This window comes from Bradyrhizobium pachyrhizi (assembly GCF_001189245.1).
Taxonomy (GTDB): domain Bacteria; phylum Pseudomonadota; class Alphaproteobacteria; order Rhizobiales; family Xanthobacteraceae; genus Bradyrhizobium; species Bradyrhizobium pachyrhizi.
The window spans coordinates 1-25,476 of record NZ_LFIQ01000059.1 but is presented as its reverse complement, the minus strand read 5'-3'; the positions used below and the strand labels follow the sequence as shown (position 1 = coordinate 25,476).

Here is a 25,476-nt window from a genome sequence, read left to right as displayed (position 1 = left end):
CAGCCTCGTATCGACTTTCCTAGCGGACCAAGATTGCCATGTGACCATCTTCTCCATCAATTCCCAAGGTTGGTAGTTGACTGAGACCTAAGCAGCCGTTGGGCAACGCATAACGCGGTTTGGTTGTGAGTTCCACACTCGCTCTTGATGCGATTCACGATGGGGAATGATAGGTCACCGATTGGTAGTTTCAGTTTTTTAGACGACTCATGCGTTTCATGTCGTTGTCATCCGGGAAGCGCAGGATATGTATGTCCTTGCTCTGGTCACCCAAAAAGGCGGTAGCGGCAAGAGCACGCTGGCGGTCGGAGTTGCAGTCGCAGCGATGGGAAACGGGGAGCGCGTCGCAATTGTCGAGGCGGATGCACAAGGCACGATTTCAAAATGGAAAGAGCGGCGCGGCCACCCCTATCCGCGGGTCGTTCGGATTTCCGATCCCGCTGCAATAGGAGGGGCTCTCGTTAGCCTTGAAGCTGAGGGAACCTGGCTTACGGTCATCGATACCGCGGCCACGAACAATGCACTGGCCATGCTCGCCATCGCGAAGGCCGATCTTTGCCTGATCCCGGTGCGTCCGAGTCTGGCCGATATCGAAGCTGTGATACCGACGCTGATTGCTATTCGTAGGCTCAACCGCCGATTCGCTTTCGTCCTCAATCAGACGCCACCACGGGGCTGCCGCTTGAGTGAAGCTGCAACGTCGCTCAATTCGCTCGGGGTGCTTGCGCTTCCCTATGTCGGACAGCGCAATGACCACCAGGATGCGCTTGGGGCAGGATTGGGCGTGACCGAGCTTGCAGAAGAGGGAAGAGCCTCGGAGGAAGTTCGTGAGCTGTGGCGCTGGGTCTTGAAAAAGCTTGTCGAGGGGTCGTTAGATCATGAGTCACACGCAAAAACGGCGCCGTGCTAGCCATAAGCGCTGTGTGCGACGCTCGCTGGTGGAGCTTACCGCGGCGGCGAGCCGAGCCGTTGACGATGGCCTGTTTGTGTTGTCCAGTGGGATTGCTGTTTCCAATCCGCGATCGGAGCACACAGGTGAGAAGACGTGATCAAACAATGCTTGCGAGGCAAGTGACGGCTCCGAATCCCGTTGCGGTGCTTGAAACTCGGAATGCGGCGGCGCCGCGCAAGGACGAACTCCTAGATTCCGACACTACCACCGAGATGATGGTGAGGATTGCCAACCTCGTGGAAGCACGGGTGGGAAGCAGAGCGGCGTCGAAAGACATCGGCGGTTCCGGTCTTGAAGGCAATTTTCTGACCATTCTCAGAGAAGCCGCAACGGAGTTCCGCGCGGATGCGGCCGAGTTGATCGTGCAGAAGAAACCAAGCGACAGCGCGGGCCAGCCGCAGTTGCGATACATGCGGCGGCTCACTGACGAGGCGGTCAGATTGCTGGACGATCTTCAGAGCGGCAAGCTGGAGAATCAGGCGAACTTTATCCTGAGCGAATGCTTCAGAGAAGCCGCCAGCGCATTCTCTATGATCAATCAGCAGCTCAAGCGCGACGGTTATGCCGCGAGCATTGATCCATCAATTTTCATCTGGCTTGCCAATATCACTGAACCGGAGACGCGCGACACCGGGACCATGCGGCTTGAGATCGTACCCAACCACCGAGGTCGTCCGAGCGCATACGCGCGCCAAGTCGCTCAATTCATCTGGCACCTTGTCGAGGGGCAAGGCTGCCGGCGACAAACCGCACATCGAGCCGCGCTCACGAAGTTCACCATAAGCGCGAGTTTCGCCGAGACCGCCTATGCCTTTTGGGAGCCGATCTTCAAACGGGCGGGGCCGCACGTGAAGATGCTGACCCGCATTTCAGATCCAGAAATGTAAAGCTAAGCAGCGTGGGCATTTGGCGTCCCGATTTGACTGAGGCGAGGTCCCTGAGAGGACTGCCCGGCACCTTCGTCCGAGCTTTGGACGCACGCGATCGGCCCCTGATGACCGCCGCAGCCCTCTCCTGTGCCGCGTCCAGGACGCCTTGCGCGATCTCCACGTCTTCGCGCGGCAAATGATATTGATCTGGCCGCAGCTTCTCGGACTTCGCTCCGAACTTCTCTCGGCGTACTTCTCCGAGAATGACCTCCAACCGGCGCCGCGCTTCTTCCGACGTTGCCAGCGCCGCTTGATGTTCGCTCAATGCTGCCTGCGCTAAAAGTGCCTTCAGGCGTTCATTCTCGTCGCGAAGCGTCGCGGTGCTCATGCGCCATGTCGAGCACATCTGCGCCGACGGCGCCATGCCCAACTCGGCACAGAGTCATTCTGCCGCACTTATCCAGCGATCTGTGGACGCCGCGCTTCCTCCGGGCGGACCAACCGCCAATCCAGGCCCTCAAACAGCGCGGCAAACATCGCGGCGATGTCCGCATAACGCCTTCCGCAATCTTTGGCCACACGAACTTGCAACCCTCGAGGCGTTCATGCGCTAGGCCGTTCGATCCCACACTAGAATCCTGAGCCGGTCCGCCCGTTTCGACCGGAACAAGAAGGCTGCACCGCTGAACGGATCGAGACCAAGCATCTCCTGCACCTTCGCAGCAAGCCCATCGTGCCGCAGCGGAAGTCGGCGGGCCACGTCGCGATGTAAATCTTCGGTTCGGAACCGGGGACAATCATCGTGACGCCCGCACCGCGGATCAATCGAGACAGATGCTCCCCATCTATCGCCGCGTCCGTCCGCACGACGAGGCCGCCAATCGCAATCTCGAGCTTGACTGCCGGAGCGTTCCGCCGACACCGGTCGCAACTGATTGGGAGGGTGATAAGCCTGATCAATCCAATGCTCCGGGGGGGGGGACTACTTCGCAGTAGGGCACTCCAGTGAGTGCTTCGGCTACATCAAAGATTGGGTGGAGAAAAAGGTCAGGCGTCATCTGGCGCACGCCCGGAAACGACAGGGCTTCGGCTGGGAACGGTGGAGCGTTAGCTGAACTACCAAGCGATTCCTGGGAATCTAAAACCGCTCGGCAGTTCCGCGCCGAGGTCTGCCGGGCATGGCTGCGCTCGCTTCGTCGACGCAGCCGGCGCTCTCGATGACCTGGGATCGGTTCCAGCATTACGTCGGGCGATACATCCCGAAAGTCCGCGCCTGCCATCCGCATCCCAATCCACGGTACGCGCCATGACCTAAGGCAGGAGCCGTATGCGCCAGCTCCGCACGTACAGATCTGGGCGGGGGGCGCTGGGAAACCTGCGTCCCTACCGCGACCGTACTATCTCTCGACCGTGCTCGATGATTTCTCGCGCTACATCGTTGCTTGGAGGCTTGGCCGCACGATGGCTGCCTCCGACGTCACCGCCAAACTTGACCAGGCACTCCTGGCCTCTGGCCTCCGACCGTGGCACCGTCGCACACCGGCCGAGGCTTCTAAGCGACAGGCTTGAGTTACGTGGCAGACGATCTGGCCGGTTGGCTCGAAAACAAGGGCATGCAACATGTGCGCGGCTGTGATGACCCCAGACCCAGGGAAAGATCGAGCGCTGGCACCTAACCTTGAAGAACCGCATTCTGCTCGATCATTACTACCTGCCCGGCGACCTCGAACGGCAGATAGGGGCCTTCGTAGAACACTACAATCACGTCAGCTATCATGAGAGCATCGACAACCTCACTCCTGCCGATGTCTACTTCGACAGGGCTGAGGCCATCCTCGCCGACCGAAAAACGCATCAAGCGCAACACCAACGCAAACCGACGCTTGCAGCATCAATTGCGAGCAGCTTAAACTCTAACTCCTGATGAGCCAGAGCCTCCCTTCTCGAAAGGCCCGATCAGTCCCAAATTATCTGACGACAGACAACCAGACTCGTAGTGCGGCTTGGCCTCCGGCAGTTTTAGCAAAGCCAGCATCAGCAAACATCTTCGGTACACCAGTCCATGCGAAGGCGCTAGGAAGTTGCTTGCCTGCCCGGGTTGCCACCGGATATCCCTCGACGACGGCGGCGCCGGAAGCTTTGGCCAACTTCTGCGCTGCGACCAGCAGTCGTGTGGCAAGACCACGAGCTCTGTATTTCGGGGGAATGTAGAAGCACACGATGGACCAGGTCTTGGCCGGCCGCTCACGCCGGAGCGCGCGGACCGTGGCAAGGCGGGGGAAATCTTCGTACGGTCCAACGCAAACCCACCCGATTGGCGTTGTTTCCTCGAACGCGAGCAGCCCATGAACTTTTCCGGACCGCACCAGCCGGTGGAACTGCGCACGCGCATTGTCACCCCGGATGTCGTCCCAGGTTCGTCCGCCGCGTTCCACTCGCCAGTACATGCACCAGCATCCGCCACAGGCACCTTTGTCGCCAAACAGGGCCGCGATTGCCGGCCAGTCCTTGTCGGTCACGGGCCGGATGACCAGCTTCTTGAAGCACGATCCGCTCGATTCGGCCTCGCTGTGTACGGCAATTGTCCTTTTCTTTGCCTTTGCCATTAAAGTCATCCTTTGATCGATATTAAGCGTAGCCGAGCTTCCTCAGCCGCCCCATTATCACAGCCTGGTCAAGCTGGATGCTGCTAGCCTTCGCAACGCGCGGGCGCTTGCCCTCCACGAAGAATACCTCGAACACTTTCTCGTGGACTACGGGGCCGTGGCCGAAATATCCGTCTTCGCCGAACAACTCGCCATGGTCGGCCGTAATGATGAACCAAGAGTTCGGCGGCGCCTTCTCGATGAGGGTAGCAACGACACCATCGAGATGTTCGATACAGGCGACCTGCTTTTGCCACAGCGGCCGCAGCGATTCGGTGTCGAACCGGATTCTATTTTCTGCCCCCGGTTGCGCCACCCCACCTCTGTTCTTAAGGAAATCGTCGAGATCGCGCCAGACGCCGTGAACGCCAGGTATCCGCGGCAGATCGTTCGGCCCCTCATGGGGAAGCGCGTACGGATAATGGGTCTCGCCCGCATTGACGAAAATGAACTGCGGCTGCCGGGAAAACCGCAGTTGCGCTACGATTGCGGCGAGATCGTTATGGGTTGGCATCAGCTGGAAATGATCGAAATGTTGCGCGATCGGCGTATGCGGGTTCAGGACAGGCAGCGATACGTAAGCCTCGGCGCGATAGCCAATGGAGCGTAGGAAGGCGGGCAGCGACAAGGAAGGCGCGAAATCCGCAAAGGAAATCTCCTGAGCATCGTCTCCGATGCGACGTTGCCAGAGCGACAGATCTTGCCGATGGACATCGGCAGCGAGTACTCCAGGCGCGTTGGCATGAGGCGGCAGACCCATCATGAAGGCGTAGTGGCTCGGTGCGGTCCAGCTCGCATAGCTGAAGCGCCGTTCCGTCGAACCAATGCTGTCGATTGCGGGCGTGGACGCCGCCATGAAAGCGTCGTAGCGTGCACTGTCGAAGACCAGCCAAATGATGTTGTTCAGCATGATTCTCCTCCAGCACGGATCGAATCGGGCGCCTGCTGTGGACAGCGCTCGTCGACGAATTGAGTCAACCTGCGCTCCCGCCCTTCGGCGGAGCGCAGCGCACGATCGGCAAGTTGCGCATATTCGGGTCGATCGAAAGCTACCGACTTGATCAGTAGATCGCGCACTCCGGAGAGCTCGTCGAGCTGCCGCGACCACAAGCAGACCTCGGCGGCGAACAGTTGATCGTCGAGAGCAGCGCTCGCGAAATTGAAGAAGGCATAGAGATAGGCGCGCAATCCTATCTCGGCTCGCAGTTGTAGGGCGGCTGCGCGCCGGGCTCCGCCCGAGATCGCGAGCGGCCGCGACAGCGCTTCGACCGCACCATGGCGGAATTTGGCCATCCTGCCCAGCGTGTTCGCACTCATGGCGTCCGACACCAACCCCGATAATCTCGACATGACGCCGCTGTGATTACGAATGAGCGGGTCTACGACTAGGGCGACGGTCCACCACCGTTCCCTCAATGGAATGCCGGCATAGAGCGGCTCACGCTCGATATTTTCTGGCACATGCGAATTCCGCGCGTGATCAAGATCGGAAAGTTCGATCGGGCCGGCGTATTCCGGCATCCAGACGTCAATGATGTCGGCCATTCCGGTGTCGATGGCCAGACGATCGACGATCAGCGTCCGAGCGCTGTGCACCCGCTGCCAGGCCGGCCGATAGGGCAGGTAATAACTGTCCACCGCAGCAATGATGGACTGACCCAACTCAACGCGATCGTAGGCGTTGTCTCGACCGTCCTCGGCATAGTCGAGCTGGATGCCGGCGAAGTTCAGGAGCTTTTGTGCGTAGAAGCGCCAGCCGCATGGGAGGTCAAACTCGGCGGCCGTTGAGGAGGGATCGAACTCGGCAAAGCCCCAGACACAACCCAAGCAGGGGGCACTCGGTCGGTCCACGATCGCATCCAGAATGATGTTCAGGTTGCGAAGGGTGCTCGGGACTAGAATTCTCGACGAGGCGAAGTCAGGCATGCGGGAGGCCCTCGGTCAGCAAGCTGATGGCGAAGACATGCGCGAGCGGATTGGCGTGAAGCGTGATGGAGCGGGGCCGAATCTCCGACCTGAACGGTGCCGCGACGGCAAACAGGCATGGACATAGATGATCCAGCTCATAGTCGGGATAGTGCAGGTGCGTCGCCCGCCAGCTTTGCTGCTCCTGCCGGGTGTGCTTCGGGACGAGCCAGTTCGGCAGGACTACCCGCGTGATGTACTCGTCTCCAAATACATCCGAAACCTTGAACCGTAGTTCCTGATCGCCGAGCTCTCCGAAGCCGAGAATGGCCGCTGCGCGCGCGCTGGTCGCTGCATTGACTTCAACAGTTTGCTCGAGCGCTTCGATGTGGTCCGGCGTTCCTCGCTGCTTCCCCGGCAGTCGAAACATCGCGCCACCAATCAGCAGGTTACTCCCAAAGGGAATCTCTTCTGCGGGGAAGCTGTTGCACCAGGCATTCACAAAGCCGGCCCGGCGGTCGGCATCGAAGGTCGCCAAGTGCGCGTTGATATAAGGTTCGAGATCAAGACAAAGGGATTTCATTGCAGCACGCTCACCGCTAGGGACGAGGATTGCGCGAACAGATGGGGCGCCATTCCGTAGCATTCGCCTTCGATCGGATCGTATATGCAGGCGGGCCAGGGCGTCCCGATGGTACGAACATCGTCTCGCAGGATCTTTGAGGTATCGATTGCGACGGCGACTCGCTCTTCGCCCCAAATCGGACGGTCTGCGTCGACGAGATACCAAGTCGCAAGCCAGGATGAGCGCGACAGCGTGGGTTCGACCTCCGCTGACAAGGTGTCGAACACGATGACCGGGCCGGACGGATCGGGCATCTTGCGCTCGCATCCGATCGCAAGATTGCGTTGCCGCATGTTGTAGAGCGCGTTCACCGGGCGTTGCCAGACCTCGCTGCGCTGAAGCAGCATGAATGCGATATCATCGCCTTCATCGCGGTGTTCGGTGCCAGTGCCGATGCGGCTTGCCGTCGCATTGTCCCGATGTTGCGGGGGATAAGGCGATTGCCCGGTATCGCAAACTGTCAGCTCACTATCGAACGGCCACGCCGCCGCGTCGATCGCGCCCGGGATACCGTCAAGGATGAAATTCACCAGCGCGAGCGTTGCCGACGGGCCGAACGTCAGCAGCGGCTTGCGAGGAACGTCGGCCCACTTGATTGCCTCCGCGACCAAGGGAAGGTGCGGCGATGGCAAGCCCTGGAGAATGCTGCCGTTGGCATGGACGATCGAATAGGGCCGAACATTGCCGATATCGATGACGTGCCCCATCTCGGCGACGAGCTGGCTGCGACGTCCCGGTGGCAGCCTTGCCGAATGACGATGCCATTCGTTCCTCGCCAGGTCGGACAGCCCGACAGCATCCTGGTCGCAGGCACCAACTGCCGCGCGTCCAGCATTGGCCATCACGCGATGCGCGAAGTGATGGATGATTTGTCCATCGCGGCAGCGCGCAAAGACGATCGTGCGGTCGATAGTCATCGTGCGATCCTCAGTTGCGAGAGTAACATGGCGGGAGCCATCGTACCGACGTCGTAGAGGATCTGGCCGTGCTTGCCGCAAAGGGCATTCGGATTGAGCTCAATGCGATCGCCACGCGCGATGCACCGCGCCAGCACGTCGATCCGCTCGGTGAGCCGGCCGTCGCCGACGAAAATTCCCGTGCGGCGGCCCGATCTGACAAGCTCAGCTAGCACGATGCGGGCCTCGATCTCAAGTCCGCGCGAAAAGCCGTGAGAGAGATGGTGAACCAGCAGGCCGTCCCCAAGGCAGTCCACCAATTCGTCCTGCGACCGGGTTCCGGCCGGCACCACGAGGTTGGAGAGGCGGGGGATCGGTTGTTGGGTGATCTGCGCCGCGCGGGCGTTTGCGGTTGACAGCGTTTGTGCTGTCCGGGCCGAACCGCGACCATGAAGTTGCTGGACCAGAACGCCGCCGTCGACAATCTGTGTCGGCCCGACCGCGACCGTGCCTTCGTCGTCGACGCCGTAGCGCGCGGCAGCGCCGCGTGTCGGATCGTCAAACACATCGAAGTCGTCGGCCGCAAGCCGGCATCCAAGGCGATGACGCAGGTCGATCGCCGCGGATGCGGCAGCCTCGGAAAAATGACCGATGGCCTCGTGCGCGACAACGGCGGCAGGCTGCGGCGCCAGCACGACCGGAATATCGCCGGCGTCGACTGGTGCGGCCGTTCCGGCGCAGCGCGAGACCCACTCCACACGAGCGCGCTTCGGGCCCTCTGCCATACCCGCAAGGCCGTCACCAAAGCCGCTCCAGCCCAGTGACATCGTGCGTCCGTTCGCAAGCATGATCCGGCCCGTCAAAGCGTGAACATCGATGGCTCTCGATTGCCAGTCGTCTTCGGCGTCGGTCATCTGCCTGCAGGAGACCAGCCGGCTGTAGCGTAGCGAAAGCGGTGCCGTAATCGACGCGGAGAAATCCAGCAGCGCCGCGGTCGCCTGGTCTGAATCGGTCATACTCGGCGGTGACACCGACGGCATCTGCCAGTTCGCCGGCGCCGACGACGTCCAGGAGCTGACCGTGCCGCGGGGCAGCTCGTCGCGACAGGCCTCGAATGTCACCGTTCGCGTGCGAGGCAGTCCATGCGTCACGAAGTCGATCGTCAGCAGCGCGCCGATCTCACTGCTTCTGCGACGAGGCTGCGCCGGTTGTGGTGACTGCACGGCATCTCTCCCCGGCGATCAGCCAGCCGCCCGAAGCGGGGGGACACCCATGCGCGCCAGCGACACTTCGCTCACGACTGTGCTCCAGAGACTATGACGCGCCGTCAGTGCGACGATCGCGGCCCGCGTGGCCTCCTCCCATTTCTCGCGGTCGTTGCCGCAGAGCTCGGCGAGCATCTGGACCGCCATGGGTGCGTGATGGTCTTCATCCAAACCGATATGGCGATCGAGATAGGTAATGAAGGTTTTCAAGCGGCCGCCGTGCTGCTTTTGCAGGCTGCCGACCAGCGTCCGGAACATGTTGGGAATCGGCTCTTCGCGACCGAAGGTGAATGCGGCCGCGACGACATGGGTCTTGCCGGAGCTGATGAGCTCGAAGGTCTTGTCGACGAAGGCGCGCGCACCCACCGGCGCGCCGCAGTGGTAGAGCGCCTCGCTGACCGGCTTTCCGCACGCGACCGCTTCAACCATGACGTCGATCGCGCGCGTGTTAGCACCGATCTCGATCATCGCCTGGCGATACAATTCATAATGGCTTGCGGGATCACCTTCGACCTCATCGGTTTCCTCCTCGAGAACGATCTCGTTGATCAAGCGCCGCAGCTTCGGCGAGCCGACCGGAACCCAGGGAATTTCGGTGCAGGTGAGCGCTTTTTGCAGCGACTTGAGCAGCGACATGAAGTCCCAGACGGCAAAGACGTGGTGCTCCATGAAGATCCGGATGTCGTTGATGTCCTCGAGACTCTGATAGATGCTGTGCTCGGCAATCTGCTTGCGCGATATCTCGAGGCGACGCAGCAGATTGTACATTTCCATGGCTGACATTGGCGTTACTCGCTATTGAGTCGCAGTTACAAAGGCATCCATGAGCGGCCTGCGCTCTTCCGGGGCGTGGAGGAGGATTTCTTCTGGATCTTCTTTCCCCAGGAAGCGCGTGCACATCGAGCGGCAATAGGCGCCCGCATTGTGGAAGGCGATCAGGTCGCCCACCTCAGGATGGGGCAACACCGCACCGCGCGCGAGAAAGTCGCGCGAATAGGTCGAGTTGCCGGTAACCCAGACTGGCAAGGCCGCGGGCGGGCGCTGCTGGCTGTCGACGATCTCGCAGGGATGGCGAGCCTTGTCGGGGTGCAGTAGCATGCGTGGAAACTGGACGACACTCGCGGCGACGCCGGCAAGGATGCGATCCGCACGCGGCTTGACGTCGGTCACGCGGGCAAAGAACCAGCCGATTGGCGCGCAAAGCCAGCGTCCTGGCTCGACGATAAGGGTCACCGGACGACCGGTCCTCTGTTCGAGCCGCGCCATGATGGCGGCGGCGCCCGCGCCGTAAGCCGCGAGATCGAACTGGCGAGAAACGAAATCGTCAGCAATGCCAAAGCCGCCGCCGCCGTCGACGTACTCGAGGTGCGGAAGCTTGACCGCAACGGACGACAGACGCTCGAGCCCGTCCAGCAGAGTGTCCGGATCCAGGATGTCAGTGCCGAAATAGCAGTGCGCACCGGTGACACGCACGTTGCGCGTGGCGCTGACCGCAGCGCCGACTTCGTCGGCAAGCAGCCCGAACCGATAGGACGTTTCGATTGCCAGCGACGGTGTTTCGATTACGCTGCCGACGTTAACGCGGATTCCGACCGACGTACCCGCCGGTGCGATGGCGTCCAGGCCGGCCAACTGAGTTGCGGAGTCCATGACCAGATGGACGCCGGCATCCAAGCACATCCGCATCTCATGACCGGACATGTTGCTCGCAGCATAGATGATCCGCCGGGCCGAGAGGCCGGCGCCAAGCGCGAGGTGGAGGTGCGCTGGGGAGTTGACGAATACGCCGTGTCCGGTCTCGGCGATGGTGGCGAGAACGCTCGGATGATCGTTGGCCATCGTGGCGAAGTGGGTGCGCCGTCTCCGGATCGGGAGTGCGTCCTCGATCTGGCGCAGGCGATCGCGCAATATGTTCAGGTCATAGACATAGCCGTTGGCCTCGATGTGGTATGCGGCGGATAGTACATATGGAGGAATCATCATGTCCGGAGTTCCCTCAAGAGGTTGCTAGACGTCAGCGCCTGGACGATTTCCACGGCCTGATCTAAGGCTTCGCTCTGCGGGAGCGTGCAGTCGTTCAGGGCAACCCGCACCAGCTCGTCGCGTGGACTTGGCGTGCGAGCGCGTTCCAGCACGCGCCGCGCCGCGTCGGAGATGACATGGGTGTTGACGGTTCCGCCCGGCTCGCGCGCGAACACGACCCATTGCGGCAACTCGATGTCGTTGGCCGCCTGCGGCCTGCCGCTGACAAGACGACCAATGTCGGTCTCGAACGGAACGATGAGGAAGGGGTGTCCTTGCCCGATCATATCCGACAGCAGTCGTTCCGGATGCGGGAGCGTGTCCGCCGGTAGCGCGGCGGCAGCGAGTTTGGCCGCTTCATAACGGACCAAATTTCGCAGCGGCTGATCGTCGATGCCGAGCAGTGGCATCTCCGCGGAGATGAAGTCGATCAGATCGCCGGCATTGCCGTGATGATTGGCTCGCCACGGTCGCTCGTCATTGCGTTTGCCGATCCATGTCGTCCAATGCTTGAACAGTGTCGCCGGTTCGTCGTAGTAGGGCAGCAGGTGCGGCCAAAGCCGCCTCAGCAGTACGATGTGCGGCGAAATTTCCTCTGCTGCCGAGATGAATTCGTGAGGCATGTTGGGCGTGGCGAAGCGATAGTGGCTCGCGAATAGGTTGCGATCGCTTTGGCTCAATTGGTCGGCCTCATCCCTCACGGCCGGCTGCAGTGGCAGGTCGAGATAGGCTGCGCGGCGGTCGATCCCGGCCTTGGCATTGTTGAACATCAGCGCGCCCGGGAACGGGCACAGAGTAAAGATATGAGCCCGGTATCCTCCGACCTCCAGAAAGTCGAAGAAGCGCGCGATAGTGTCGGAGAACGTCTTCTGGGTCTCCTCAGGATAACCGACGATGAACCCGGTCACCGGGCGGATGCCGCAGGCTGCTGTTGCGCGCACGATTTCGCGCGACCAATTCAGGTCGAGACCCTTGCAGATGGTCTGCTGCATCTCCTGCGAGCCTGTCTCGATGCCGTAGTAAATTTCGACGCATCCTGCCTCGGCCATGTGCTCCAGGAGTTCGGGGTCGATGACGTCCGTGCGTGTCGAGCAGGTCCAGGTCAGAGTTCGGCGGCCTTCATTGCATCGCAGAATTTGTGCGTCCATTTTTGGTCGCAGGTGAAGATATCGTGCGAATAGTTGAAATGACGCCGGCCCCAACGGTCGCGCAGCAATCGCATTTCGCTGAGGATGCGTGGGGTCGACTTCATCCGGTAGCGGCGTTCCCAGAACGGCGCGGTGGCGCAAAACGCGCATTTGAAGGGACAGCCGCGACCGACGTCGAGGTAGAGCGCCGAATGTGCGGTCTGAGCATACGCATCGAAATCCGGGATCGGCAGCCGGTCCAGATCCTCGATGACCTTACGGTCTGCGTTGTGCTGGATGGTGGTGCCGTCGCGCCAGGTGAGACCTTGGATGCCTGCCGGCGTGCGGCCTTCCTCGAGCGCGGCGATGTACTCGGGGAAGGTCTCTTCGCCCTCGTTACGTACGACGAAATCTATCGCCTGGTAACGCTCCAGCAGAAGCCGCGCGGTCGGCGTGACAGCAGGTCCGCCGAGGCCGACGATCAATTGGGGGGCACGAACCTTGATCCGCTTGGCGATGGCAATGGTGTGATGCAGTGAGTCGGCATCCGTCATCAGCCCGACGAGGTCGCCACCGCCTTGCACGACGGTCTGGGCGACGTTGTCGTAGAAATCCTCATCGTTGGGAATGGCGCCAGCATTGATGAGCGTGTTCAGTTCATGGACGTGCACGCGCCAGTTGGCGTTCTCGACGTTGCAGGCCGCCTTCAGCGACAACAATCCGACCGGAACAAAGGCCTGCATGGTCAAGCGACTGCCCGGGATGGCATCGAGTGGTCTTGCGCCGTGATCGAGATGCAGACTGGTCGCGAGCGATACTTGCATGGCGGATAACCTCTATCGCGCGTCAGCGTCGGCTACTGCCGGCGCTGCCTTGACCTGATGACGCGTCACCGGAATGGCCGGCTCGGCGTGGATGTGCGCCTTGAAGAGCTCCTCGCGGCGCAGGATGCTTGCCTTCTGAAAGTCGGTGGTGCCACAGCCATCGAGGCGTCCGTGCAGGACGCTCGAGCTGCCCGGGCAGCGGCCGGTGCAGAAATAGCGGCGTTCTCTGATGGAGCAGCCGTTGCAAGTCTCGGTGAAACTGTCCCATGTGATGTTGCGGATGTCCCAATATCCGTTCCAGATCTCGGCAAAGGAAGTCCAACGTGCATTGCCGGCACAGAGCACCTTGTTGCCGGAGCAGGTGCTGCAGGGGTAAACGTCACCGTTTGAATTGACGTAGCAAAGGCCACGGCCGCTCATGCAACGTCGCGTCGCGTAGACCATCGTCAGCAGGAAGTTGAAGACCTTGCCGGCGCACAAGCCGATTTTCGGATCGCGCACCCGCTCCCATTCCTCCTCGGCGATCCAGAAGCGCGCGGCGCGCTCGACGTCGTCGACACCATTGACGAGATGGCGATTGAGCGAACCCCGCCCCATTGCGACGAAGGGCACGCTGCGTAGGCTGATGTCATTGTCGATGGCCCATTCGATGATGGCTTGCAGAGCGTTGACATTCTGACTTGACGTCGTGGTCATGATGCTTGTGTTGAAGCCGGCTTGTTTCATCATTAGCAGCTTGCGCGTGACGTATTCGAAGTCGGTTGCCCCGGAATGCGCGCCCTGGCCGTGTAGATGATCGATGCTGACGCTGATGATGACGTCATCTCGCGGGAGCTTGGCCAGCAGTCGTTCCGTGATCGGCATGCCGTTGGTGGCGAGGCCGACGGTGAATCCGAGCCGGTGAGCGTGATGGACGATGTCGACGAAGTCCGGGTGCATGGTCGGCTCACCGCCGGTGAGGATCACCGAGAAAACGCCCATGGCGGCCCACTCGTCGAGCAGGCCCAGAATACGTTCGGTCGGTAGTTCGCCCGCGCGCGCGACACCACCCTCCACGAAGCAATGCGGGCAGCGTAAGTTGCAGGCCCGCGTCAGCTCGATCCAGGCCATGAGCGGCGCATCAAAGTGAAAGTCGGTAGGTACTTCCAACTGAGGGACGAGATGCGCGCTGCAAGCCGCGTAGTCGGCGCCGTTCTCAAGCAACTGCGCCGCCGCTTCGTCGAAGATACCCACAAGACCATCCGGAAACGCTGCCAGATAGCCAAACGCTTCCTTCCGCCAACGGACAACTGCACGCGTGCGTGCCGGTACGTGATCGTGGAGAGCTCCATTCAGCGGGGTGAACATTGGCGGCATCACGCGGCTCCTTGATGCAGCAGCGCGACGATCCGGTCGGCCAGCGAGTTTGCGTCGAGGCCGACCTGTGCGAGCAGCCATCGCGGATCGCCGGCCGGAAGGAAGCGGTCGGGCAGTGTGAAGCACGAGACGTTGAGGCCGTAGCTGGCAAGTGCGACCGTGACGGCCTGCGCGCCGCCGCCAACGGCGCAATGATTTTCGATGACGATCGGGCGCTGGGTGCGTCGGGCACTGGCAAGGATCTTCTCGGCGGCTAGTGGCTTGATCCGCACGACGTGAAAAAGGTCCGCGTGAACATCCTGATCGGCCAGAATACGGACGGCTGTGAATGCCTCTTCAAGAAGATTGCCAATGACGACAATGGTGACCCTGGCATCTTCTGTGGCAGCGTGAACCAGATGCGTGCCGTTGCCGCCCTTGGCTTCGTCAGCGCGTCCGGTACGCATGCCATGGCGCCGCAGGCGCAAGTAAGAGGGACCGTCCTCGGTCATCGCCTCGCGCATCGCATTCTTCAGGTCTTCGCCATCGGCGGGTTCGTAGACCTTAAAACCTGGCAAGGACGTGAAAGTTGCGAGATCGTCGCTGGCGAAGTGCGACGGGCCGTTACGACCGTCGAACACGCCGCAGGAGCCGCCGACCAAAAGGACGGGAAGCTTGGGCAGCGCGATGGAGATCGCGATCTGGTCATGCGCGCGGCGGGCCAGGAAGTTGGAGAAGGAGTGCACGATAGGCCTGAAGCCGCGTCGGGCAAGGCCGGAGGCAAAGCCGACCGCATTCGCCTCGGCAATACCGAGATTGACATACCTTTCGGGAAAGGCGACCTGAAATAGATCTGATTGCATCGAGGTGGCCAGACCGGCGTCGACAACGATCGCATTGGCGTGCTCCGTGCCGACGTTCCGGAGTGTGCGAGCGTAGAGTGGAGCGTCATTGGACATCGCGCATCTCCGCAATGAGCAGTCGCTCGATAAGGTCGAGCTCGGCGTTGTCGAGTGGCGACGGATAGTGGCTGTCGACCGCGTTTTCCAGGAAGGGAACTCCGCGGCCCTTGACCGTTTGCGCAACGATCAGCTTTGGCGTGTCGGGGCAGACGTCGCGGATCTCCGCAAGCAGGCTGAGCAGGCCTCGAAAATCGTGACCATCCACGGTATGGACCTGCCAGCCGAGCGCGGCCCATGCACCCTGGAGATCGTCGATCGGCATGATGTCGCTCATCGCACCGTCCTGCTGCATGCCATTGGCGTCGACGATGGCGAGCAGAGTTCCGAGCTTCAGGCGTCGCGCAGCGATTGCGGCTTCCCATGGTTGGCCTTCGTTGAGCTCTCCATCGCCGAGGATGACGACCGTCCGCTCGTCACTACGGCCACTCAGTCGGCTAGCATATGCGAAGCCCAATCCAATCGACAATCCTTGCCCGAGCGATCCCGTGCAGACGGAGCCCTCTGGCAGAACGGTCTCGTTTGGATGAGGCTCGAGAGTGCTGCCGTTCTGCCCGAACGTCGCCAGCGTGGCGTGGGAAATGATACCCGCCTCCGCGAGCGCACAATAGAGCCCAAGTGCCGCGTGTCCTTTCGAGAGCACCAGCCGATCGCCTTCCGCCGTTACGTTGGTCGCGAAACGTCCTTCGGCGAACAGAGCGCTCAGGATTTCGACCAGGGAAAGCGAACTACCGAGGTGGCCTTGGCCGGCGACTGCGTGAGTCCGCAGTATAGTAATGCGCAACCGCGTGCTGCGAGGGTCGAGAGCCTGATTGTCATCGAATGGGCGCGGGTGCTCGGTCATGGTTCAGAACATCCGTGCGGAAGCCGACCACGGCGTCGTTGACGGCAAGTCGGCGGCAAAGCGCTCGAAGATCCGCATGTTCGACGCGAGCTTCTCGATCGTTGCCACATAGGCATCAACTACCTCGGGATTGGCGAGAACCGCCTGTGACGGCATGCCGATCACCAGCGAGTCGCGGATCGCCCGCAGCGCACCGGGAAAGCGCTCGATGCCATAGTCGATATCCTCTCTCCCGTGGCAACGCCAAGGACAACCGCGACCGTAACCGACGCGCTGGCGGATGAGGTCATGACCCGGCAATGGCTGGTTCTGAAATTCGACCAGAAACAGCCCCTCGGCATTGAACACACGCTTGAGCGCTTCGTGCGCCTGATCGAGGGTGACCGAGAGGCCTGCGACCTCCGGATCGAATTTGAAGCGATACATGTGGTAGCAGTGCTGTCGGTCCTGTGGCACAAACGGTGGCGTGAACCCACGGATGAGGGACAGCGAGGCATCGAGCCTGGCGGCGCCCTCCTGCCGGGCCTGCGTATATTTCTCGAGATGGAAGAGCTGACGGCTCACCATCACGGTAGAGAGTAAGTTGATCCGGTAGTTCCACCCCATCGTGGCCCCGATCAACTCGTAGCTTCCATCGGGCTTTACCGCCTCGCTGAATGCCTTGACGGCTGCCGCGCGGTTCCGGATGTCACGATTGTTGGTCACGAGAACGCCGGCCTCTCCGGCCGAGGGCAAGTTCTTGCCGGCCATCAGGCTCGCGGCGCCGACATCGGCCAGGCCGCCGACAGGACGGTTGCGATAGGTCGCCCCCACGGCCTGCGAAAAGTCTTCAATGATTGGAATGCCGAGCCGGCGTCCGACCTCGCAGATCGCGTCGATGTCGCAGGGCAAGCCGTGGAGATGGACAACCATGATCGCGCGCGTGCGCGGCGTGATCGCCGCCTCGACGCTCTCGGCCGTGACGTTGTAGGTCGCGGGATCGACGTCCGCGAAAATCGGAATCGCCTGGTGATGAATCACCGCGGCGGCGCACGCAATATAGGCCAATGCCGGGACGATGACCTCGTCGCCCGATTGCAGCCCTAGCCCCGCGATGGCGCAATGCAGCGCAGCCGTGCCGCTGTGCACCGCAAGCGCGTAACGCGTGCCTGCCATCATGGACATCTCGGCTTCGAATTCGCGCACCCGCGCGGTCGATGCCATCTCAGTGTACAAGCCGGTTTCCAACTGGCGGGTGACGGCCTCGAGATCGCTGCGATCCAGCCGGGGCCAGCGGGCCATCATCATGTGTCCCTTGCGCACGACGGGATCGCCACCGTCGATAGCTAGCTGAGGCCGGGTGCTGATAATCGGTGCTTTGGCGATAGTCACGGATTAGACCTCCAGCGGTGAACGCTTGGCAGAAACGTACGGCGGATCGGCCAGGATCGAATTGATTGGGGATCCGTCAATGTCAGGTGGCGAGGCCATACCTAGCGCTGACGAAATGGTCGGAGCGACGTCGACGATCGAATGCAGGCGTGATGCGTGTCTCCCGGCCACAAAGGCGGGACCAGCTGCGAACATCAGTGTCTGCAGACGCGGATCGAGTGGCCAGAAATGATCGTGTCCGCTGGTGAACTCGGTCCAGGGGATCGTAATCTCGAACATCGGTCCCGGATTGTTGCGCGCCTGGTAGCCGCTGCTCAAGCAAAACACGATGTCGCCCATACCTGGTCCGTGCGCACCGAGAGCAGCGAAATGATCTCGTGGTGCGGCGATGTGGACGACGCGCTCGCCGTTGCGCGGGTCGGAGATATCGAGCAATCCCGCGCAGAGCTCGTCGATCAGTGCGCCGGCCTGGTCGCGGTGAACGATGCCTGTGGGTTCGCGCCCCGCGACATTGAGATACACGCCATTGCCGAGCACGCAGGCGCGGGTGCGACCCCAGTCGACCTCCGCCGGGTCGTCGTCGCGGAAGCAGAGGTATCCAGCCTCGGCGAGCCAGCAATTTAACCTGACCGTAGTGTGATGCAGGTCTTGGCCGTGGTCACCCATTACAATGACGTTTGCGCTTTCACCCACCGCGTCGATCACAGTTGCGACGAGCTGGTCGGTCAGCGCGTAGATATGCCTTAGTAGTCCCTCCGCTTCGTCGGCGCGGTTGGGTTCGAAGCGGGGATGGCGGGGGTCGATAGCCCCTTGGAGAAGGTGGTGCGCCCAATCGACGATGTGGGTATGCACCATGTATAGGTCCCACGGTTCGTCGCGGAGAATCGAGCGGGATATACGAGAGAGCCAATCGATGTTGAGCTGGCAGCGGTCGACATGCGTAGCGATGTCGATCGCGCCGGAGAATAGCAAGGAGGGATCCGTCTGCTCTTCGATCGGTCCGGCAGCGCGAAGGTGTTTTTGCCAGAGCGCATCTGGATGCGAGTGGCCGTCGAGTTCGTGGAGGGGGGTATTGAAGAGCTGGAACGATACTGGGCTGGTCTCTGCGGCCAATGTCTTGAAGCGCAGCGCGCAGCGGCGCAACACGCCGCGGCGATTGACCGCCTCGATCTCGATGGGATTGCTCCATTCTCCACGCAACAGCGTCATGACAAGGTTGCTCCAATCGGCGCCATGCGCGATCGAAAGGGTTGGTCCGTCCTTGCCTTCGGATACGGCGAGGTCGAAGCAAACCGGCGCATGACCCCAGGTGTTGGGCAATGAAAGCCGACCGAACCAGACCGGCGCGAATTGCTCAGGCGCCTGACCTAGCCAGGGAGCAGCCTCCGAGATGGTGGCGTCCTCGCTATCCGGCCAGCTTCTGGTGCCTGACGCGGCCGTCTCGTGAAGGCATGTCAGTCCACCCCATCCCGCCGCGCCGTCCACCCGCAGGGTTGCGGCAGATGGATAAGAAACCGGAAACTTGACGACGTAGCTCGAGAGCCCGTTGAGACAAGCTGTCTGCCAGAGAGGCTCGGCAGTCATCTGTTCGGCGTAGACACCGCTGATGCGATCGTCGAGCCGCCGTCCGGGTCGATGCAGCAAAAAGCCTTCGATTCCGTTCTTGGACGGATAGCATCCCGTGCTCATTGCCGTCCAAGCGACCGGAGTGGTCGCCGGCAGGGTCGAGATGAGGGGAACGCGAGCGCCACGCGCGACCAGTGATGCGAGAGCTGGCATTACGCCGTCACCGAGATAGTGCTGCAGCGTCGATGGCGAAAACCCGTCAATACCGACAACTGCAATCCTCGGTCGAGCGTGGCGTTTCATCGGAATACTTCCTGCGTTGCCGATCGCTTGGTCTACTTCGGCGTACCGACGGCGGCGGCGGCGGTGGCTACGCGCTCCTCGAGCAGGGTGATGGCTTCGGGAGCGCGGCCCTGGACCGGCACGCCAACGGAGGCGAGCGGCGAGGTATGCAGGTGCGCGATCTCGAGCCCACCTTTGCCTTGCACCACCACCAGCGTGGCGCGCAGGTTGGCAGTGCCGCCGCCGGCCGAAACCCGGTTGTGATACGACACGACGGCCGCATCACCGATCACCCGAATTTCAGGCGAAAGAATCTGCGAGCGGCGCTTCTCGCCGAGAAACTGCTCCTCGAACCCGCGGCGGAACTCTTCGAGGCCGTCGATGCGGGTGGGCGAGGAGATCGAGAAGAACGATGCGTCATTGGAGAAAGCATCGAAGAAGGTCTTGTCACCGTTCTCATATGAGGAAACCCACCTCTTCAAGAAGGCGCTTACGTCATCAGCTTTCAGAGCCATTGGGACTCTCCGTATTGATCAAGATTGGACCGCAGCGAGCGATCGCACCATCGCGGGCTCGCCGGTCTCGAATTCGATATCAAGCCAAGGCCTCGCCGCGATCACGTGTCGATTTCACCACTGTCACACCCCGAGTGGCTATCGCACACGGACGAAGCAACTCATTCGAGCGGGTGAGGAGCGACGGTGCTTGGAGAAGTGTTGCTGAACCTATTTCTAAATTGAAGCTTCGAGTCGATTGGCTATAAAGGAGGATGCTTCGGCTGGCGGACGAACAACGGGAGCGCATCCGGAAACACTTTCCGGAATAGCACATTGCTGATGGACGGCTGGGCCCGCTGACCTTGCCCCGCGGGCTTAATCCAGTTTGAAGTTCGTTCTGGCCCACGACAAGGACCAGAGCATGAAGCGCAGCCGCTTTTCGGAAGAGCAGATCATCGGGATTTTGAAGGAGCACGAGGCCGGCGTGTCGGTCGCCGATCTGTGCCGCAAGCATGGCGTCAGCGACGCCAGCATCTACAAATGGAAGGCCAAGTTCGGCGGGCTGGAGGTCTCGGAGGCCAAGTGGCTGAAGACGCTGGAGGATGAGAACACGCGGCTGAAACGGTTGCTGGCCGACGCCATGCTGGACAACGCAGCCTTGAAGGACCTCGTGGGAAAGAAATGGTGACGCCCGCGGCCAAGCGGAAAGCTGTCGCCCATCTACGGGACTCCTTCGGGATGAGCGAACGGCAGGCGTGTAAAGCCATCGGCTGTTGCCGAATGACCATGAGATACCAGACGACAAGGTCAGACAATGTCGGCCTTCGCCAACGCATGCGAACGATCGCCCGAGAGCGCCGTCGCTTCGGCTATCGACGCCTGCATGTTCTGCTCAAGCGGGAGGGCTATGTGATTAACCACAAGAAGCTGTTCCGGCTCTACCGGGAAGAGAAGCTTGCGGTGCGTCGCCGTGGCGGCCGCAAGCGGGCAATCGGGACACGGGCACCGATGATGGTGCCGATGTCCCCCAACGATCGCTGGTCGCTCGACTTCGTGTCGGATCAGCTCACGGACGGCCGCCGCTTCCGCATCCTGACCGTGGTCGACGACTGCACTCGCGAGTGTCTGGCGCTGGTGGCCGATACCTCGCTCTCGGGCACCCGGGTGGCGCGGGAATTGGACCGGCTGACGACCGAGCGCGGCAAGCCCAGGATGGTGGTCAGCGACAATGGCACCGAGCTCACCAGCAACGCCATCCTGACGTGGGCCGACCAGAGCCGCGTCGCTGGCACTACATCGCGCCGGGCAAGCCCATGCAGAACGCCTTCATCGAGAGCTTCAACGGCCGGCTACGGGACGAGTTGCTCAACGAGACGCTGTTCACGTCCTTGGCCCAGGCCCGTGTCGCACTTGGTTGTTGGCGGACCGACTACAACGATGCACGACCGCACTCACAGCTCGGATGGAAGACACCATCTGAGTTCGCCTTCACCTGCAACCCGCATCGGGATCTGGCGCTGCGCTACGCCGAAGGCTCCGCGCCAGCTCCCGTCGCTACCACCGCCCGCCCGGGCAAATCCAACAGCCGGAGCGAACTCAGAACTGGATAAATCTCGGGGGCAAGGTCACCGCAAGCCTATTGCGACACGCCAAGTTCTGGAAGCCGTTCTTTGAATTCTGAATACAGGCGCGCAGTGGCACATGCCGCCGCAGTGCTATCCGAACTATAAGACCGTGCATCATCGCTCTGAGAATTGGCGCCGCAAGGAAGTGTTGCGACGCATCCTGACCGATATCGCCAACGAACTTCGCGATAAAGGTGCGCTCGATGAGGAAGATTGTTTCATCGACGCAACCTTTGCGATGGCCAAAGGCGGCGGCGCAGAGGTCGGCCCGACGAGACGTGGAAAAGGTCTGAAAATCATGGCGATTGTGGATCGCCGTGGCTTGCCGCTTCCGGTGAGCACCCATGCTGCGAACCATCACGAGGTGCGCTTGGTGCAGCTCTGTTTCGATTTCTAGATGATCGAGGCTAGCACTACTTTGGCAGTTTCGTCAGTTTAGTGAGCCCGTCAGGATTCCCGAATCGATTTTTCAATGATTCATAGGGGCGGCTTTTGGAGGGGCCGACCATGGGGAACGCGACGTCGGACCGGGAGGACAAACTCGAATGTTGGCTGAAGCCATTTCTCGATCGCTTGGGTCATAAGGCCGGCGGCGAATGTGTCCGCTTTACATTGCGGGGTTGATCGGCCCTGGTGAGCGCAAAAGCATTCAGCCGATGGCGGAGCGCTTTGCCGCGGGCGATTACGATCAATTGCGTCAAGTTGGTCTGGCCAGTTGCGACGCGCGGACGTCCCCGCAAGCGGTGCATTCCGGACATCCTGTCGAGGGCAGCGGAAGACATGCTCGCCGATGCCAAGTGGCAAACTGTGAGTTGGCGAACCGGAACCAAGGGTCGATTGAAAGCCCGTTTTGCCGTCGTTCGGGTGCGGATCGCCGACGGACCACCGCAGCGGATCAAGGGTAAGGGCCAGCAGCATCTTCCCGGCGAGGAGGCCTGGCTGATCGGCGAACACAGAACCTCAGGGGAGAAGAAATACTATCTCGCCAATCTGCCGGCCGCGACAGATCCGCGCACGCTAGCTGCCACGATCAAGGCTCGATGGATCTGCGAACAGGCGCATCAGCAGTTGAAAGAGGAACTCGGGCTTGATCACTTCGAGGGACGATCCTGGCAAGGTCTTCATCGTCACGCACTCATGACCATGATCGCGTACGCCTTCTTGCAACACCGTCGCCTCGCACAAGCGGAGCGGAAAAAAGAAACAACGGACCCCTGCCTCAGCCAAGCTTGCCGGCCGTACGCCACGCCATCGTCGATCTCATTCTTTCGACTGCCATCCCCGCGATGCCCATATTGCAGAAGACGAACTTGTGAAAAGCCGCAGCGCAAGTAACTGCCAAAGTAGTGCAAGACGAGAGAATCTGATCGGCGATCGCGCCTATGACAGCGATGCGCTTCGATGAAGAGCTGCGGTCACAGAGCACCGACACAGAGCACCGACACAGAGCACCGAGATCGATCGCCCCGCATCGTTCAAACCGGGTGAGGTCGCTCACTCAAGACCGGCGCAGGCTCCGTCGTTACAACCGGCGCTGGCTGGTCGAACGCTCTTTCGCGCGGATACAGTGGTGCCTGTTGGTGCGTTGGCAGTTCTATCCGCAGAACTTCCTCGGCTTCGTCCAGCTTGCTTGCCTGCTAATCCTGTTTCGCCAACTTTGAGATAGGTTCTAGTGACGCGAGGAACCGTCCGGCGAAAGCTCGTCCAGCAATTCTGCACAAATCGCAAGAATTTTGGAAACAGTCAAGCGCAGTTCACCTACTCGATCCGTCGAGGCGACCGACGATTCGGATGTTTGCAGGCGCGGTGTTCTCGCCTTTATACGCCGCGTCAAACCGAGAGAAGAGAGGATGAATTCAGCGTCGGCGCTCAGCGGAACTCCGAGGTCATCCTTGAGAACGCGCCGACAAAGATCGACCTGCGCGAGGGCAAGGCCGTTCTTTCCCGTCGCTAAATAGGCCTTCACGAGCGCAAGATGTACGGTCTCGACATAGGGATCAATCTGCAGGAAGCGGTTGGCGTAGAGAATAACTTTGTCCGGTTGACCTGCCTTGGCAAAATATTCGATGAGCAGTTGCAGCATATCCAGATGACATTGCCGAACGTGGGCACGTGCCTGGTGCAACCATTCGGTGTCCATATCCTCAAGCAAATCTCCGCGATAGAGGTTGACGGCATTTTCGATCGCCGTGACATCGAAGCTGCGGAATTCCTCGACATGACTCGGAATCGCCTTAAAGACGGTCTCGAATTCGGCCAGGTCGATGTGAATGTTAGTGTCGGCGTCGATCCGGATGTCGCCATTCTCCTCGATGCGAACGATCTCGTATCTTTGCATGCTTCGTGGCGCGACGTGATTGATGCGCCACAGAATCGTGCTGAGCCGGCGTCGGTGTGCCTTGTCGTAGTTTGCCGACCAAAGCAGATCGACGATCTCTTCCCGCCGGACACTTCGACCGTAGCGAAGCACGAGCAAAGCGAGCAAGGTTCTGGAGTGCTGTGATAGCCGGCGACCGTAAGATCGGCCGTTGCAGATCACCTGGAAGCTTCCGAAGGTACGAATATTACAGAACACGGCGGCACCCAAAAGAACCAATGCAAACCCTCGCTCGCAGCAACGAGCGCAGGGCGCTTAAACTCTAACCGCTGAGGGAGCCACCCCTGCGAGCCGCCTAATTAGCCTCAAATCATTTGACGACGGAGAACGTTTACGCCGCTTGTGCGGCGCCAGCATCCGGTCGGCTCTTTGCTGAGATGTTTCGTTGTCGTGCAACACATCGAGGCTGCAGACGCGAGCGATCGCCGCGGCGCGGCGCGAGATTCGCTGATGGTTCATGGATTTTGCTTTTTGCTCTGATGTCGGTAGCGGACTGGTTGCCGGGGTCCAGAAACCGTAATCGTGAACGGCCAATGTGCTTTTGGGGTGCCCCTTGGACATGGGCACCGTCCCCGCCGAACGGGGCTGTTAGAACGCTGATGGCCACTGAATGCTATCTCGGGTTCCTGAGGCCCAAGGGTACGGTTGCATACAACTTAAACGGTTGCAACGTAAAATGTTCTACCCGAGGTGCGACGAAACCGCGCGCTCTCGTAAAACGGTTGCAAGGCTCGATGCTGGCGGAAGACACGTTGGTCGACGAGGAATGGTTCGTGATCCCCTGGGTTTTCGTGCCCACGGCCCCGCCCGGTCTTACAAACCCGAATTGCTCAAGCTCCTTCCGAAGCGCGGACAACGAACCTGCAAACCGTGCTGTCGTGGCTCTACTGCACTAACGATCAAAAGCCCGACACGGACATAGACGCAAAGTAAGACCGTATGGTGCGCCCCGACGGCGCGTATTACCAGTGGAGGAAGCATCCACCCAGAGAATTGTCGATTGATCTGGTAGCTGACGAGCGGTTTGGACGAGCAATCGGACAGACCGAAGCCTCGTGACAAAGGTCGCTTTGGGCGGCCGAGCAATCCAGCGGGCGGTAACGTGAGTGAAGCCTGAGCACGCCTCGAAAGTTACGATGCGGACGCCGACCCGATCGTATGGCGGGGAAGGCCGTGCGGACAGGGAAGCAATCGACAAATGCACCTGTCTGGTCCGCCGGGGTAATGGGCATGGCACGCTGGAAAGGTAATATGGGTAATCGGGGGAGACCCGTCGGCGACCGCATCAACGCTGTCCTCGCCGCTGCGGGCTATAATTTCGGCCTGCTCCTGCGATGGCTCGCAGAGCTCATGCACGCCATCATCCGGGCGCTCGCCGAAACTGTCCCGGTTCAAAACATCGCTTAAACCGGCAGTCGCCCTCGTTCTTCACGGAAGACTAACTCTGAATTAGGACACGGGTGTCAAACGCCATCCGGAACTGCCCCCTT

General features: G+C 60.8%; 23 protein-coding genes and 3 pseudogenes. 7 read left to right on the top strand and 19 right to left on the bottom strand.

Features of this window, described 5'->3' with window-relative positions; translation table 11 throughout:
• Positions 1-247: 247 nt before the first annotated feature.
• Both AKL29_RS12740 and AKL29_RS12735 read left to right on the top strand, forming a co-directional pair.
• A complete protein-coding gene (locus AKL29_RS12740; protein ID WP_050384411.1) occupies positions 248-910 on the top strand; it encodes a ParA family protein in 663 nt (220 codons plus the stop codon).
• A gap of 146 nt (positions 911-1,056) precedes the next feature.
• Entirely contained in the window at positions 1,057-1,839 is a 783-nt protein-coding gene (locus tag AKL29_RS12735) for a hypothetical protein (RefSeq protein WP_244481976.1), read from the top strand.
• Here AKL29_RS12735 and AKL29_RS40630 read toward each other — a convergent pair.
• Together AKL29_RS40630 and tnpB are read right to left on the bottom strand one after the other, a co-directional pair.
• The gene (locus AKL29_RS40630; protein ID WP_244481974.1) at positions 1,781-2,209 is read right to left on the bottom strand and encodes a transposase; all 429 of its coding nucleotides are present in this window, start codon (positions 2,207-2,209) and stop codon (positions 1,781-1,783) included. The two genes, AKL29_RS12735 and AKL29_RS40630, sit on opposite strands and share 59 nt — an antisense overlap.
• 222 nt (positions 2,210-2,431) lie before the next feature.
• Complete coding sequence (gene tnpB, locus AKL29_RS46640; protein ID WP_082190573.1) at positions 2,432-2,581, bottom strand: IS66 family insertion sequence element accessory protein TnpB; 150 nt, start codon at positions 2,579-2,581, stop codon at positions 2,432-2,434.
• 635 nt (positions 2,582-3,216) lie between these two features.
• Between tnpB and AKL29_RS40615 the strand changes: the two are divergent.
• Positions 3,217-3,731 (top strand): annotated as a pseudogene (locus AKL29_RS40615) (transposase); the annotation flags it as partial.
• 57 nt (positions 3,732-3,788) lie between these two features.
• On the opposite strand, the gene AKL29_RS12725 reads toward AKL29_RS40615, so the two are convergent.
• The 16 genes from AKL29_RS12725 to AKL29_RS12650 form a co-directional block, all read right to left on the bottom strand.
• The gene (locus AKL29_RS12725) at positions 3,789-4,427 is read right to left on the bottom strand and encodes a GNAT family N-acetyltransferase (protein ID WP_050384409.1); all 639 of its coding nucleotides are present in this window, start codon (positions 4,425-4,427) and stop codon (positions 3,789-3,791) included.
• Between the two features lie 22 nt (positions 4,428-4,449).
• Complete coding sequence (locus AKL29_RS12720; RefSeq protein WP_063616682.1) at positions 4,450-5,376, bottom strand: alkaline phosphatase family protein; 927 nt, start codon at positions 5,374-5,376, stop codon at positions 4,450-4,452.
• Positions 5,370-6,392: a cysteine peptidase family C39 domain-containing protein gene (locus AKL29_RS12715; RefSeq protein ID WP_028338057.1), complete on the bottom strand. Its 1,023-nt coding sequence runs from the start codon at positions 6,390-6,392 to the stop codon at positions 5,370-5,372. The genes AKL29_RS12720 and AKL29_RS12715 overlap by 7 nt, the downstream gene beginning before the upstream one ends.
• Complete coding sequence (locus tag AKL29_RS12710; RefSeq protein ID WP_028338058.1) at positions 6,385-6,954, bottom strand: hypothetical protein; 570 nt, start codon at positions 6,952-6,954, stop codon at positions 6,385-6,387. Before AKL29_RS12710 ends, AKL29_RS12715 begins: the two co-directional genes overlap by 8 nt.
• Positions 6,951-7,994, bottom strand: coding sequence for a hypothetical protein (locus AKL29_RS12705; RefSeq protein WP_152977559.1), 1,044 nt, complete (start codon positions 7,992-7,994; stop codon positions 6,951-6,953). The genes AKL29_RS12710 and AKL29_RS12705 overlap by 4 nt, the downstream gene beginning before the upstream one ends.
• Positions 7,910-9,115 (bottom strand): metallopeptidase TldD-related protein, encoded by a 1,206-nt coding sequence (locus tag AKL29_RS12700; protein ID WP_152977558.1) that lies wholly within the window; start codon positions 9,113-9,115, stop codon positions 7,910-7,912. Before AKL29_RS12700 ends, AKL29_RS12705 begins: the two co-directional genes overlap by 85 nt.
• 18 nt (positions 9,116-9,133) lie before the next feature.
• Positions 9,134-9,940, bottom strand: a complete 807-nt coding sequence (locus tag AKL29_RS12695) for a DUF3050 domain-containing protein (RefSeq protein ID WP_063779905.1) — start codon at positions 9,938-9,940, stop codon at positions 9,134-9,136.
• A 12-nt stretch (positions 9,941-9,952) separates the two neighbouring features.
• A complete protein-coding gene (locus AKL29_RS12690) occupies positions 9,953-11,140 on the bottom strand; it encodes a diaminopimelate decarboxylase family protein (RefSeq protein WP_050384405.1) in 1,188 nt (395 codons plus the stop codon).
• Complete coding sequence (locus tag AKL29_RS12685) at positions 11,137-12,327, bottom strand: radical SAM protein (RefSeq protein ID WP_160321744.1); 1,191 nt, start codon at positions 12,325-12,327, stop codon at positions 11,137-11,139. The genes AKL29_RS12690 and AKL29_RS12685 overlap by 4 nt, the downstream gene beginning before the upstream one ends.
• The gene (locus tag AKL29_RS12680) at positions 12,282-13,049 is read right to left on the bottom strand and encodes a B12-binding domain-containing radical SAM protein (RefSeq protein WP_244481988.1); all 768 of its coding nucleotides are present in this window, start codon (positions 13,047-13,049) and stop codon (positions 12,282-12,284) included. Before AKL29_RS12680 ends, AKL29_RS12685 begins: the two co-directional genes overlap by 46 nt.
• 93 nt (positions 13,050-13,142) lie before the next feature.
• Complete coding sequence (locus tag AKL29_RS12675) at positions 13,143-14,486, bottom strand: radical SAM/SPASM domain-containing protein (protein ID WP_160321742.1); 1,344 nt, start codon at positions 14,484-14,486, stop codon at positions 13,143-13,145.
• Positions 14,486-15,424, bottom strand: a complete 939-nt coding sequence (locus AKL29_RS12670; RefSeq protein WP_050384402.1) for a transketolase family protein — start codon at positions 15,422-15,424, stop codon at positions 14,486-14,488. The genes AKL29_RS12675 and AKL29_RS12670 overlap by 1 nt, the downstream gene beginning before the upstream one ends.
• A complete protein-coding gene (locus tag AKL29_RS12665; protein WP_050384401.1) occupies positions 15,414-16,268 on the bottom strand; it encodes a transketolase in 855 nt (284 codons plus the stop codon). Before AKL29_RS12665 ends, AKL29_RS12670 begins: the two co-directional genes overlap by 11 nt.
• A 3-nt stretch (positions 16,269-16,271) precedes the next feature.
• A complete protein-coding gene (locus tag AKL29_RS12660) occupies positions 16,272-17,639 on the bottom strand; it encodes a DegT/DnrJ/EryC1/StrS family aminotransferase (protein WP_152977557.1) in 1,368 nt (455 codons plus the stop codon).
• Between the two features lie 3 nt (positions 17,640-17,642).
• Entirely contained in the window at positions 17,643-19,508 is a 1,866-nt protein-coding gene (locus AKL29_RS12655; RefSeq protein ID WP_082190568.1) for an alkaline phosphatase family protein, read from the bottom strand.
• A gap of 32 nt (positions 19,509-19,540) precedes the next feature.
• Positions 19,541-20,002: a nuclear transport factor 2 family protein gene (locus tag AKL29_RS12650; protein WP_028338068.1), complete on the bottom strand. Its 462-nt coding sequence runs from the start codon at positions 20,000-20,002 to the stop codon at positions 19,541-19,543.
• 403 nt (positions 20,003-20,405) lie between these two features.
• On the opposite strand from AKL29_RS12650, the pseudogene AKL29_RS12640 reads away from it, so the two are divergent.
• The 3 genes and pseudogenes from AKL29_RS12640 (at position 20,406) to AKL29_RS40610 (ending at position 22,925) form a co-directional block, all read left to right on the top strand.
• A pseudogene (locus AKL29_RS12640) lies at positions 20,406-21,594 on the top strand (IS3 family transposase).
• A 91-nt stretch (positions 21,595-21,685) separates the two neighbouring features.
• Complete coding sequence (locus AKL29_RS12635) at positions 21,686-22,006, top strand: hypothetical protein (RefSeq protein WP_050384398.1); 321 nt, start codon at positions 21,686-21,688, stop codon at positions 22,004-22,006.
• A gap of 110 nt (positions 22,007-22,116) precedes the next feature.
• A pseudogene (locus AKL29_RS40610) lies at positions 22,117-22,925 on the top strand (transposase).
• Between the two features lie 353 nt (positions 22,926-23,278).
• Here the strand turns inward: AKL29_RS40610 and AKL29_RS12625 are convergent.
• Complete coding sequence (locus AKL29_RS12625) at positions 23,279-24,205, bottom strand: AfsR/SARP family transcriptional regulator (RefSeq protein WP_152977556.1); 927 nt, start codon at positions 24,203-24,205, stop codon at positions 23,279-23,281.
• A 1,011-nt stretch (positions 24,206-25,216) separates the two neighbouring features.
• Between AKL29_RS12625 and AKL29_RS12620 the strand changes: the two genes are divergently transcribed.
• On the top strand, positions 25,217-25,393 hold the full coding sequence (locus tag AKL29_RS12620; protein WP_430648871.1) for a hypothetical protein: 177 nt from the start codon (positions 25,217-25,219) through the stop codon (positions 25,391-25,393).
• Positions 25,394-25,476: the final 83 nt, after the last annotated feature.